Annotated in this window: 9 protein-coding genes and 1 pseudogene; 6 read left to right on the top strand and 4 right to left on the bottom strand. The window is 71.6% G+C overall.

All coding sequences use genetic code 11. The features are described from left to right. Both AC1DYZ_RS18665 and AC1DYZ_RS18660 read left to right on the top strand, forming a co-directional pair. Window positions 1–1,919 (top strand): annotated as a pseudogene (locus tag AC1DYZ_RS18665) (sacsin N-terminal ATP-binding-like domain-containing protein); the annotation flags it as partial. A 37-nt stretch (window positions 1,920–1,956) separates the two neighbouring features. Further along, window positions 1,957–2,577, top strand: a complete 621-nt coding sequence (locus AC1DYZ_RS18660) for a CAP domain-containing protein (RefSeq protein ID WP_477066611.1) — start codon at window positions 1,957–1,959, stop codon at window positions 2,575–2,577. Between the two features lie 6 nt (window positions 2,578–2,583). Here AC1DYZ_RS18660 and AC1DYZ_RS18655 read toward each other — a convergent pair whose 3' ends face one another. Then, a complete protein-coding gene (locus AC1DYZ_RS18655; protein ID WP_477066610.1) occupies window positions 2,584–2,850 on the bottom strand; it encodes a DUF2530 domain-containing protein in 267 nt (88 codons plus the stop codon). 115 nt (window positions 2,851–2,965) lie between these two features. Here AC1DYZ_RS18655 and AC1DYZ_RS18650 point away from each other — a divergent pair, with 115 nt between their 5' ends. Next, on the top strand, window positions 2,966–4,471 hold the full coding sequence (locus AC1DYZ_RS18650) for an NCS2 family permease (RefSeq protein ID WP_477066609.1): 1,506 nt from the start codon (window positions 2,966–2,968) through the stop codon (window positions 4,469–4,471). A gap of 51 nt (window positions 4,472–4,522) precedes the next feature. Here AC1DYZ_RS18650 and AC1DYZ_RS18645 read toward each other — a convergent pair whose 3' ends face one another. Beyond that, window positions 4,523–5,140 carry an arsenate reductase/protein-tyrosine-phosphatase family protein gene (locus AC1DYZ_RS18645; RefSeq protein ID WP_477066608.1) on the bottom strand — a complete coding sequence of 206 codons (618 nt, stop codon included), beginning with the start codon at window positions 5,138–5,140 and terminating at the stop codon, window positions 4,523–4,525. A 272-nt stretch (window positions 5,141–5,412) separates the two neighbouring features. On the opposite strand from AC1DYZ_RS18645, the gene AC1DYZ_RS18640 reads away from it, so the two are divergent. Further along, complete coding sequence (locus AC1DYZ_RS18640) at window positions 5,413–6,738, top strand: UDP-glucose dehydrogenase family protein (protein ID WP_477066613.1); 1,326 nt, start codon at window positions 5,413–5,415, stop codon at window positions 6,736–6,738. A gap of 439 nt (window positions 6,739–7,177) precedes the next feature. Here AC1DYZ_RS18640 and AC1DYZ_RS18635 read toward each other — a convergent pair whose 3' ends face one another. Further along, window positions 7,178–7,795 (bottom strand): arsenate reductase/protein-tyrosine-phosphatase family protein, encoded by a 618-nt coding sequence (locus AC1DYZ_RS18635; protein WP_477066607.1) that lies wholly within the window; start codon window positions 7,793–7,795, stop codon window positions 7,178–7,180. Between the two features lie 162 nt (window positions 7,796–7,957). Between AC1DYZ_RS18635 and AC1DYZ_RS18630 the strand changes: the two genes are divergently transcribed. Together AC1DYZ_RS18630 and AC1DYZ_RS18625 are read left to right on the top strand one after the other, a co-directional pair. Continuing rightward, window positions 7,958–9,823 carry a DUF4012 domain-containing protein gene (locus AC1DYZ_RS18630; protein ID WP_477066606.1) on the top strand — a complete coding sequence of 622 codons (1,866 nt, stop codon included), beginning with the start codon at window positions 7,958–7,960 and terminating at the stop codon, window positions 9,821–9,823. A 173-nt stretch (window positions 9,824–9,996) separates the two neighbouring features. After that, window positions 9,997–10,380, top strand: coding sequence for a hypothetical protein (locus AC1DYZ_RS18625; protein WP_477066605.1), 384 nt, complete (start codon window positions 9,997–9,999; stop codon window positions 10,378–10,380). Window positions 10,381–10,785: 405 nt separating this feature from the next. Here AC1DYZ_RS18625 and AC1DYZ_RS18620 read toward each other — a convergent pair whose 3' ends face one another. Beyond that, window positions 10,786–12,345: a tyrosine-protein kinase domain-containing protein gene (locus tag AC1DYZ_RS18620; protein WP_477066604.1), complete on the bottom strand. Its 1,560-nt coding sequence runs from the start codon at window positions 12,343–12,345 to the stop codon at window positions 10,786–10,788. Window positions 12,346–12,503 lie beyond the last annotated feature (158 nt).

Raw genomic sequence — 12,503 nt, 5'->3', positions numbered from 1 at the left:
CCGCGGGCGTGCTCGACGCTGCCCTGCGCGACCGCATCGTCGAGCGCCTCGCGCGCACCCCGCTGCTCACGCCCGCCGCGCCGGACGACGCGAACCCGCTCGTCGTCCCCGCCCGGGCGGTCGCGCTCGCCGGCTCGTCGGTGCACGCGCCTGCGGCTCTCGCGGCCCTGGGCAAGCGGGTCGCCGCGCTGGTCGCCCTGCCGAGCGGTCGCGAGTCCCAGGCGCGTGCGCTCGGCGTCGAGATCCGCTCGCTTGCGGACGTCGTGGAGGACCTGCCGGCCGTGAGCGACGGCGGCTGGGCGGAGCTGTACGACGCCCTCGAGCTGCTGGCCGACGACCCGCGGTCGCGCGAGGCGCTCGGCGCCGTTCCCGTGCCGCTGGCGGACGGCCGGGTGGTCCGCGGCGCGCGCGGGTCGGTGGTGCTCGACGCCGACCTCGCCGACCGGCTGGGCGAGCGGACCCTGGAGATCTTGGGTCGTTGGGGGCTGCGCGTGGTCGACCCGACGGCGGTGCACCCGGTCCTCGAGCGGCTGGGCGCCCAGGCCCCGGACGCCGCCGGCCTGCTCGCGCAGGACGTGGTGCGCCAGGCGGTGCTCGAGCTCGCCGAGACCGACGACGACGACACCGACGACGTCGTCGACGCGGTCCTCGCGCTGGTCGCCGCCCTGGACGGCGCCGACCTGCCGCGGGAGGCCGTGGCCTGGCTCGGCCTCCTGCCGCTGCCCGCCGCGGACGGCGAGCGCACCCCCGCCGACAGCCTCGTCCTGCCCGGCTCGATCGCGGCGACGCTGCTGGACGACCGCGTGCTGTCGACCGTGTCGGCCGAGGCCGTCGACCGCTGGGGCCGTGACGCCCTGACGGCGGTCGGCGTCCGCGCGGACCTGGTGCTCGTGCACGTCGCCGACGTCCTGGCGGACCCGGCCTCGCTGCGGGACGGCGCGACCGACTCCGCGACGCTCGCGGCCCAGTCGCTCGACGGCTGGGACGACTACCTCGCGCACCTCGCCGACCGCCTCGGCGCCGGCGCCTACGTGGGGGAGACGGTCGCGGTCGCTGACCTGGACGCGGTCGACCCCGACGCCTGGCCACAGGTCCTCGCCAGGATCGCGGCCGACCCGGCCCTGCGCCGCGCGCTGGTCGACCCCGTCCGCGGGGATTCGTCGGCGGTCGCCCCCTCGTACACGTCGTGGTGGTTGCGCGAGCGGGCAGACCTCGGCCTCGGGCGACCGTTCGCGGTCGGCGACGAGCTGCGCGCGCTGCTGCCCGCCGCCCCGGACGTCGTCGACGGCCTCGACGGCACTCTGCAGCGCGCCCTCGGCGGCGTCGGGGCGCTGGATGAGCTCGACGGCGCCGGCTGGACGCACCTCCTCGACGCGTGGGGTCCCGTCGGGGTGCCCGTCGACCCCGCGCTGGCGACGGCGGTGTGGCGGGAGATGGCGCCCGACGAGCCCCCGGAGCGCTTGCCCGCCCTCGTCGGCCCCGGTCGGGTCGCCGTGGTGCACGCCGAGGACGCCGCGGTGGCCGAGCAGCCGATGTGGCACCAGCGCACCGACGTCGCCGCCCTGGTACCCGGCACGGAGGCCACGGCACGGCTGCTCGACCTCCCGTTCGCCGGCGACCTCGCCGACGGGCTGGTGAGCGAGGGTGGCGACCTCGACGACGTCCCCGCGGGCGTGCGCGCGCTCCTGCCCGACGCGCCGACCACGTGGGTCCAGCACGACGACCTGCTGGTCGACGGCGCCCCGGTCGACTGGTGGGTCGAGGACGGCCCCGTCGTGCACGCGGTCCACCTGGTCGGCCTCGCGGCCGGACTGGCCCAAGCGGCGGGCCGGTGGGACCTGCGCTACGCCGTCGAGGCCCTGCTCACCGCCCCGGACCGTGCCGACGAGATCGCGCTGGACGTCGCCCTGCGCGGGTAGGTGTCCGTTGCGTCCCGAACCCGATAGCGTCGCCGGGATGCCTCCGTTCCCGCCCGTGCCGCGAGCTCGCTCGCCACGCGAGAGCCCGCGGCGCTGGCCCCGCCGGCTCGTGCTGGTGGCGGCGTGCACGCTCGCCCTGGTGGCTGTTCCGATCGCCCTGAGCCCCACCGTCACCGTCCGGACGGCGCAGGACGCGGGAGCCGAGCAGGCGCTCCGCACCGACGACCCTGCCGGCCGGTCCGCCGTGCGGTCGGCCGCCCCGACCACCGCGCCGCCGTCCGCGACCAGCACCCCGGAACCCCCGACGATGGTCGACGAGATCGTCGCCCGCACCAACGCGGAACGAGCGACCGCCGGCCTCCCCGCGCTCGAGGTCTCGGCGTGCGCGACGGAGCAGGCAGCCGCCCGCACGGCGACCCTCGCCGCCGAGCACCGCTTCGAGCACGACCCTCTGGAACCGGTCCTGGCGGCCTGCGGGTCGAGCACGGTGGGTGAGAACCTCGCGCAGGGCTATCCGACGGCCCTGGCCGTGGTGGCCGGCTGGATGGGGTCCGACGGGCACCGCGCCAACATCCTCGGCGACACGTACACGCAGATCGGCGTCGGCTGCGCGACCGGACCCGATGGTCTGATCTGCGCGCAGGTGTTCCTGGGCTGAGAGGGGTCAGCCCTCGGCGGGCTGCGCCCGGTCCTTCTGCCGTGCGGTGTTCCGGCGGGCCCAGCCGGCGCCGAGCAGCCCGAGGACCATCCCGGCGGCGCACACCCACGCGGGCATCCACGACGCCTCGCCGGTCAGCGCCAGCACGAGAGCGACGACGAACGCCACGGCCCAGACGGCGGTGCCGACAAGCATCACGCGGGCCAGGTCCACGTCCACCGGCGGCGGCGGGGTCCGGGTCGGGTGGAACAGCTTGTCGATCAGCGAGGGCACGCGGCGAGCCTAACCGGGGCGTTGCGGGCAACCCGGCCACGCCGACGTGTGACCTTCGCGACGATGCCGCCGAGAACGCAATCTGGGGGTCACACAGGTCTGCCACACTTCGCGCATGGCATCGACCTCCACTGCGCAGAAGCCTCGTCCTGCGCCCCCGACGAACGTCGTCGACCGCTACTTCAAGATCACGGAGCGCGGCTCGACCATCGGCACCGAGATCCGCGGCGGTCTGGTGACCTTCTTTACGATGAGCTACATCATCGTGCTCAACCCGCTCATCATCGGCACCGTCCGCTCGGATGCGGGTAACGGCCCGTTCCTCGGCGGCGGTGACGTCCCCAACCTCGCGGCCGTCGCTGCGACGACCGCGCTGGTCGCCGGCGTGATGACCATCCTCATGGGCGTCGTAGCGAACTTCCCGCTCGCGCTCGCCGCCGGCCTCGGGCTCAACGCCGTCGTCGCGTACTCCATCGCCGCGCTGCCGGACATGTCCTGGCAGAACGCGATGGGCCTCGTCGTGCTGGAAGGCCTGATCATCCTGGTCCTGGTGCTCACCGGGTTCCGGGTCGCGGTGTTCCGCGCGGTCCCGCGCGAGCTGAAGACGGCCATCAGCGTCGGCATCGGCCTGTTCATCGCCTTCATCGGCCTGGTCGACGCCGGCTTCGTGCGCATCCCCGCCAGCATGGCGACCCCGGTGGAGCTCGGCATCGCCGGCTCGCTGGGCAGCTGGCCCCTGCTCGTCTTCGTCGTCGGCCTGATGACCGCCATCGTCCTCATGGTCCGCAAGGTCCGCGGCGCCATCCTCATCGCGATCGTCACCGCGACGGTGCTGGCGTTCATCGTCGAGCTGGTCGGCGACATCGGCAGCAAGACGGACGAGACCGGCGCCGTGGTCAACCCGGCCGGGTGGGCCCTCGACGTCCCGCACTGGCCGTCCGGGGGCATCTTCGCGACGCCGGACTTCTCGCTGGTCGGCCAGTTCTCGCTGTTCGGCTCGGTCGAGGCGATCGGCCTCGTCGCGGTCATCCTGCTGGTCTTCTCGCTCCTGCTCGCCGACTTCTTCGACTCGATGGGCACCATGGTCGCCGTCGGGAGCGAGGCCGGTCTGCTGGACAAGGACGGCAACCCGCCGAAGACCACGCAGATCCTCGTCGTCGACTCGATCGCGGCCGCGGCCGGTGGTGCGGGCAGCGTCTCGTCCAACACCAGCTACATCGAGTCCGCGGCGGGCGTCGGCGACGGCGCGCGGACCGGCCTGGCCTCCGTGGTCACCGGCATCGCGTTCCTGCTGGCCACGTTCCTGTCGCCGCTGGTGTCCATGGTCCCGTTCGAGGCGGCAACCCCGGCCCTCGTCGTCGTCGGATTCCTCATGGTCACGCAGATCACCGGCATCGACTGGAAGAACTGGGAGCTCGCCATCCCGGCGTTCCTCACCATCATTCTCATGCCCTTCACCTACTCGATCACGGCGGGCATCGGCGCGGGCATCATCACGTTCGTCGTCATCAAGCTGGCGGTCGGCAAGATCCGCGAGATCCACACGTTCATGTGGATCGCGTCGGCGATGTTCGTCCTCTACTTCCTCATCGGCCCCATCAAGTCCGCGTTCGGCATCTAGCGGGACGACGAAGGCCGGGGCCCAGTGGGTCCCGGCCTTCGTCGTATCCGCTCAGCGACGGACGGTCGTGACGATGGTCTCGACGGCCGGCAGCAGCTGCCCGAACGAAAGCTGGTACAGCGCGTCGCCGCCGCGGTACGGGTCGACCACGTCGTCGTCCACGGGCCTGTGCGCCGTCAGCCCGCGGCGCGACGCGGCCAGCGGCACCAGGGCGCGCAGGCGGTCCGCCGTGGTCGCGTTGGCGCCCGGCAGCGAGGCGGGCTCGATGTCCGCGACGAGCCGCGCGAGCTCGCGCAGCGTGAACGTGCGCCGCACGGCGGCGGGCACCAGCTCGACGATCGCCGAGCGGTGCCGTCGGGTCAGAGCCAGCACCAGGTCGGCCTGCTGCACCATGCCGGGCACCAGCTGCCGGGCCTCGAACCCTCGGGGTTCGACGCCCAGGCCGGCGACCAGCGCGGCCATCTCGTCCGTCATCGGCCAGCCCGACATCGCCCCGGTCCCGGCGGACGAGACCTCGATCGCCGGGGCCAGTCCGCCGCCCCAGTCGCGGCCCCGATACGCCGCGCCCAGCCCGGCGGCTAGCAGCCGCTCGACGGCCGGCGACCGACAGATGTTGCCGGTGCAGATGACGAGGACGCGCAACGGCTCCGCCAGGTCGGTGGAGTTCACGGGCACCATCTTGGGGGCCCAGGCTGCAGGCCGAAGTGCCTCGTGACCCGATCGGCCCAGCGATGTCACCCCGTGGCGCCCCGGCGCACCACGGTGGAGTGGATGCCCGGCCGAGCGCCGTGACGGCCCGGCGTTGCTGCTGTCCGCAGCGACACCGTGCAGGGCTGTCGCATCACGCGCTTCTCGGACCGCCGCTGGGTAACTTGGTTGGTGAGGTCGCGCGCGAAGAACTGGCGCTCGAACCAGCGCACGTGGGGAGAGCTATGAGCCCGATGCGACTGGCTGTCATCGGCTGCGGCTACCTCGGCGCCGTCCACGCCGCAAGCATGGCTCAGCTTGGCCACGAGGTCGTAGGTATCGACGTCGATGCCCAGCGGATCGACGCCCTGCGTGGGGGCGCCGCGCCGATCTACGAGCCCGGTCTCTCGGAACTGCTCACGGAGGCTGGCGCGACGGGCCGGCTGAGCTTCAGCACGGACATGGCCGACGCGGCGGGCGCGGACGTCCACTTCATCTGCGTCGGCACCCCGCAGGTGCACGGCGAGTTCCGCGCCGACCTGACGTACGTGAACGCCGCCACGGCCGCGCTCAAGCCGTTCCTCCGGCCGGGCGACGTGGTGGTCGGTAAGTCGACTGTCCCGGTGGGCACGGCGGAGGCCATCGCGGAGTCGCTGAGCGGCACCGGCGCGACCCTCGTCTGGAACCCCGAGTTCCTGCGCGAGGGCTTCGCGGTCAAGGACACCCTGCACCCGGACCGGCTGGTCTACGGAGTGCCGACGGACGAGGACGGCGAGCCGACGCCAGAGGGCGCCAAGGCCAAGGCGATCCTCGACGAGGTCTACGCCACCCCGCTGAGCGAGCACACGCCGATCGTCGTGACGGATTACGCAACGGCGCAGCTGGTGAAGGTGGCGGCGAACTCTTTCCTGGCGACCAAGATCTCGTTCATCAACGCGATGGCCGAGCTGTGCGAGGCGACGGGCGCGGACGTGACGCGGCTGGCGGACGCGATCGGGTACGACGCGCGGATCGGGCGGCGCTTCCTCAACGCCGGGCTCGGGTTCGGCGGCGGGTGCCTGCCCAAGGACATCCGGGCGTTCATGGCGCGCGCCGGCGAGCTCGGAGTCAGCGACGCGCTGTCGTTCCTGCGCGAGGTCGACTCCATCAACATGCGGCGGCGCGTGCGCATGGTCGACCTGGCGCGCGAGGTGTGCGACGGGTCGATCGTCGGCAAGCGGGTCGCGGTGCTCGGGGCGGCGTTCAAGCCGGACTCCGACGACGTGCGTGACTCGCCGGCGCTCTCGGTGGCGGCGCAGATGCAGCTGCAGGGCGCGCACGTCACCGTGACGGACCCGCAGGCGATTCCCAACGCGGCCGCCAAGTGGCCCGACCTTCAGTTCAAGGAGTCCGCGCTCGAGGCAGCCAAGGACGCCGACGTCGTGCTCCTGTCCACCGAGTGGGCCGAGTACCGCGAGATCGACCCCGATGAGCTGGCGAAGGTCGTCGCGCACAAGCGGATCCTCGACGGGCGCAACGTTCTCGCGCCGTCGGTCTGGCGGGCCGGGGGCTGGACCTATCGCGCGCTGGGCCGTCCCTGACGGTGGCCCGAGCGGGGTGCGTCGGCTGCCTGCTCGACGACGGAGAGAAGCATTTTCTCCCTATGAGTGACCTGGCCGCAGCCAGCCGGCGGCGATGCTTCGGCTCGTCGGTCCGCGACCGCCGCCGGGCGACGAGCAGCACGCCGACGCCGACCACCGTGCCCATCGTGTTCGCTACGAGGTCGCGTAGGTCGGCCACGTGATCGCGGCTGTGCGAGCTCGATCGCGACTGAGGTGGCGAGCGCGAGCCCGATTCTCCACGGCCTCAGCCGGTTCAGAAGCCCTCAGGCGGGCGTCGGCGCGGGGATCATCACGTTCGTCGTCATCAAGTTGGCGGTCGGGAAGATCCGCGAGATCCACACGTTCATGTGGATCGCGTCGGCAATGTTCGTCCTCTACTTCCTCATCGGCCCATCAAGGCCGCCTTCGTCGTCCCCGCTCAGCGACGGACGGTCGCGACGATCGTCTCGACGGCGGGCAGCAGCTGCCCGAATGACTGCTGGTAGAGCGCGTCGCCCCCGCGGTAGGGATCGACCACGTCGTCGTCCGCGGGCCTGTGTGCCGTGAGCCCGCGGCGCGACGCGGCCAGGGGTACCAGGGCGCGCAGGCGGTCCGCCGTGGTCGCGTTGGCGCCCGGCAGCGCCGCAGGGTCGATGTCGGCAGCGAGCCGCGCGAGCTCGCGCAGCGTGAACGTGCGCCGCACGGCGGCGGGCACCAGCTCGACGATCGCCGAGCGGTGTCGCCGGGTCAGCGCCAGCACCAGGTCGGCCTGCTGCACCATGCCGGGCACCAGCTGACGGGCCTCGAAGCCCTGGGGTTCAACGCCCAGGCCGGCGACCAGCGCGGCCATCTCGTCGGTCATCGGCCAGCCCGACATGGCACCGGTCCCGGCGGACGAGACCTCGATCGCCGGCGCCAGTCCGCCGCCCGCGTCGCGGCCGCGATAGGCCGCACCAAGCCCGGCAGCGAGCAGCCTCTCGACGGCCGGTGACCGACAGATGTTGCCGGTGCAGACGACGAGGACGCGCAACGGCTCGGCCAGGTCGGTGGAGTTCACGGGCACCATCTTGGGGGGCGGAGCCGCGGAAGCCCGCATCCGGTGACCCGATCGGCGCAGACATCTCACCCCCTCGGAGCGGGGTCACCCAGGACGCGCCGGTACGATTCCGACCGCGGTCGCCCGTCCCGGGCGTCGATGTGCCCAGGGGAGAGAGACGACGTGACGCACCCGGGTTGGGGATCCGACTGGAACGCACAGCCGGTCCCGGACGCGCCGCAGCACCCCGAGACGGTCCGACGCCGGCGCACGAGCTACAAGAAGGCCCGCCGCCGCCGGGCGGCCAAGCGCGTGCTCATCGGCTGCGGTATCGCGCTCGTCGTCGTGGTCGGCCTGGGCGTCTGGCTGCTCACCGACGCCCTGCGCGCCGCCGACGCCCTCGAGGCCGCCAAGGGCGACGTGCACGACCTGCAGGAGCAGGTGAAGGTCGGCGACACGGCGTCCGCCGACCAGACCCTGGTCTCGCTCCAGGCGAACTCGTCCACGGCCGCACGCTCGACCAGCGGCCCGGTCTGGACGGTCGCGGCTCTGCTGCCCTGGATCGGCCCGAACGTGCAGGCCGTGCACACGGTCGCCGGCGCCGTGGACGACCTCGCGCAGCACGCCCTCCCGTCGCTCATGGAGGCGACCACGCTCGTCGACCCGGCGGCCCTCGCCCCCGTCGACGGCCGCGTCAACCTCGCCCCGCTCCAGGAGGCGGCCCCGACGATCGTCGCCGCCAACGAGGCCGTGCAGATCACGGCGGCGCAGCTCGCGGACATCGACACGTCGTCGCTGCTCAACGCGGTCGCGGAGCCCGTCGACACCCTGAGCGGCCAGGTGGCCGACGTCGCGGTGACGACCGCGACGGCGGCGCGGGCCGCCGAGCTGATGCCCGCGATGCTGGGCGCCGAGGGCCCGCGCAACTACCTCGTCCTGGTGCAGAACAACGCCGAGCAGCGCGCGACGGGCGGCATCCCTGGCTCGGTGCTCCACCTGCACGCCGACGGCGGCGCCGTCACCGTGGTCGAGGAGCGGTCGGGTGGGTCGCTCAGCGGCCTGGCGGAACCGGTCCTGCCCCTGACCGACGCGGAGAACGAGCTCTTCGGCCCCCTTCTGGGCACGGACATGCGGGACGTCACCTTCACTCCCGACTTCCCGCGCACGGGCGCCCTGGCCAAGGGCATCTGGGAGCAGCAGGTCGGCGGGACCATCGACGGCGTCCTGTCGGTCGACCCGGTCGCACTGTCGCTGGTTCTCGACGCGACCGGCCCGGTGACGCTCCCCGACGGGACGACGCTCTCGGGCGACAACGCCGTCCAGACGCTGCTCAACGGGGTCTACCTCGACATCGAGGACCCCACAGAGCAGGACGCGTTCTTTGCCGACACCTCCAAGGCTGTCTTCACGGCCGTGGTCGGTGGCCAAGGAGACGCCCCGGCCGTCATGGACGCGCTCGCGGAGTCGGCGCGCCAGGGGCGGCTCATGGTCTGGTCGGCCAACGAGGACGAGCAGGCGCACCTGACCGGCACCGTGCTCAGCGGCGACCTGCGTGGGGTAGATCGGGACTCGGCCGTGATCGGCGTGTACCTCAACGACGGCACGCAGGCCAAGCTGGGCTACTACCTGGACCTCGGCATCGAGGCGCAGGCCACCGAGTGCCGACCTGACGGCTCGCAGATCGTGCACGCCGTGGTGAATCTTGCCTACAACGCGCCTGCTGACGCGGCAAATCTCCCCGCCTACCTCGTCGGACTCGATAACATCGTCCCGCTCGGGGATGTCCAGACAAATGTCCTCGTTTATGCGCCTGAGGGCGGCGGTATCGATTCAGTGCGGGTGAAACCTGACCCGCAGGGCCTGCTTGCTCAGGTCCACGACGGCATGGGGGTAGGCGGGCGGACATTTACGCTGAAACCCGGCGAAACCGGAACTCTCGACCTGGACATCGTCACCGGAAAGGAACAGACCGGTGACGTGCACATTCGCTCCACGCCGACCGCCCGCCAAAAGGGTGACGTAGTCGTCGCTTCCGCCTGTGCGAACTAGCAGGTACGGTTGCCCCAGTACCTCGCGCCACTCCTGTCACACGACCACTGTCCGGGGGGACACCCATGAAGATTCGTCGCACCGCTCTGGTCGCCTTCGCTGCCGTTGCACTCGCCCTCGTTCCGTCCGCCGCCATGGCGTACGGGGCCGGCGACTACTCGAACGATGGCACGGTGTCTGACACCACTCCCGCCGCCGGCGTGCCATTCACGGTGACGGTCGTCGGTCCGCCGAACACCGCAGTGACGCTCACCATCGCCGGGCCTGGTGGCTTTACCCAGACGCTCCAGCTGACCACCAACGCGTCGGGTACCGCCGTGTTCTCGGTGACTCTCAGCGCGGCTGGCACGTACACGCTCGTCGTGACCGACACGGCGTCCGGTGCCGTCCTCAGCTCCCAGACGGTGACCGTCGCCGGCGCTGCCAGCAGCACCGGCAGCCTGAGCTCGACCGGTTCCAACGCGCTGCCGATCGCCCTGGGCGCCGGTGCCCTGGTCGTCGTCGGTGCCGGTGGCGTCGTCCTGGCCCGCCGCCGTCATGCGGACCACGCGGCCTGAACCGCTTCGCTCTGAACCGAGAGCCCCGCACCGTTCCGGTGCGGGGCTCTCGTGCGTCCTGACAAGACTGGCCGGGCCCGTGCCCCAGGGTCGTGCGTCCGGCCGCCCTGCTGCCGCCAGCCAGGGGCTGCGAACGGGGGCTCGCGACGCGCTGCGCGGTACCCCCAAGCTCGCAGCCAGGGGCCGCGAACGGGGGCTCGCGACGCGCTGCGCGGTACCCCCAAGCTCGTTTGCCGCTCGGAGGCTTTGGAGCGGCGAGCCGAGTCCGTTTCTGGCGACGGTGCCCGCATGAGACGTTGCGACGTGGCGGCTCGTCCGCGCGATGAGGTGACGATGTGTCCCGGGTGCATGACAAACGGCCCCGGACCGTGGGGTCCGAGGCCGTTCGAGTTCGAGCGATAGAGCTCAGTGGCCGCTTGGCCGCTGGTGCTGAGGCGTGCCCTGCGCCTGCTGGCGCTGGAAGTCTCGCAGCTGGGTCTCACTTAGGGAGTCACCGGGCCACAGCGTCGTAGGGCCCGTCACCGCACCCGTTGGCTCGGCCACCTGCGGGCTCCGGCCCGCCGGCGTCGCCTTGCGCTTCTTACCGCGCGCTCGGCCGGAATCCGCCGCCGTGGCGGGCGTCGGCGTGTAGTCGTAATACGCGTACTGGTCACCCTGCTTGCGCTTCTGCCGGTTGACGACGATCCCGAGAATCCGCGCGCCGACGGTCTCCAACGCTCCCACGGACTCGGCGAGCTGGCCGCGGTGCAGCTTGTCGGCGCCGACCACCAGCAGCGCGCCGCCGGTGAGTTTCGACAGGATCGCCGCATCCGTGACTGGCAGCAGGGGAGCGGTGTCGAGGATCACGACGTCGTACTGCGAGGTGAGCTTCTCGAGAAGGTGCGCCATGGCGAGCGACCCGAGCAGTTCGCTGGGGTTCGGGGGGATCTGGCCGGCTGGCAGGACATGTAGGAAGCCGTTGCCCCAGGGTTGGATGACGTCTTCGACGTTCGCGCGGCCGATGAGCACCGTCGTCAGGCCCACGGTGCCTTCGAGGCCCATGTATTTGGCCACCGACGGGCGACGCAGGTCAGCATCGATCAGGGCCACTCGCGTGCCGGCATCGGCCAGCGTGATTGCAACATTGATCGACGTCGTCGACTTTCCCTCACCGGGCAGTGATGACGTGACGACGATCGACTGAGGACGGTCGGCGATGTCGAGGAACTGCAGGTTCGTGCGCAGCCGGCGGAACGCCTCGGAGCGTTGGCTGTGGGGGCTGCTCTGCACGATCAGCGGGTGCGCGGGGGCGTCGTCGTCGTTCGGGATGATGCCTATGACCGAGGTGTCGGTGACACGTGCGACGTCGGCGTCGGAGCGGACGCGTGTATCGAGCACCTCTCGCGAGATGGCGAAGATGACGCCGAGCGCGAGTCCGGCGAGCAGGCCGAGGGCGGCGTTGAGCGGCAGATTTGGTGAAGACGGCTCCTCAGGAGCGGTGGCATCCCGCACGATGGAGACCTTGACCGCAGACGGTCCGCCATCGCTCGGGGTCTCCAGATCGCCGATCATGGACACGAACCGCTGCGCGATGGCATCAGCGATGGCGGCTGCGATCGCGGGGTTCTGGTCCGTCACCGTGATGTTGATGAGTGAGGTGTTGAGCGGTGAGTTGGCGCTCACACGCACAGACAGGGACTCCGCGCGCTCCTCTAGCCCGAGATCTTCGATGACGGGGTTCAGCACAAGAGGGCTCGTCACCAGCTGCGTGTAAGAACTGACCTGCTGCCTAGTGAAGTTGGCGCCCTGAAGGAGGTCGCTCGTTGATGCGCCACCCTGTACGGACACGAAGAGCTGGGTACTCGCCTGGTAGACGGGCGTCATCGCTAGGGAGATGCCGATGGCGGCACCGACGCTGAGGACAGTTATCACCAGAATCGACGCCCAGCGCTTGCGCAAAATGCCGAGATAGTCTTGAAGCTCCACGAAGTCTCTCTCCTGCGTCCCGGCCGCGACTGACGCTAGCCCAGTAGATTCTCTCACGGGCTCCCGGGGCGATCATCGGGCAAGCGAGACAATTGGCGAGGCCGGACGAGGACCAACGTCCGATTTGCCGACCTGGCTCGCAGGGTAAGATCGCCGGG

The organism is Cellulomonas sp. P1_C4 (assembly GCF_056406355.1).
Note: the sequence above shows the minus strand (reverse complement) of the source record. Positions and strands in the feature narration are given on the sequence as shown.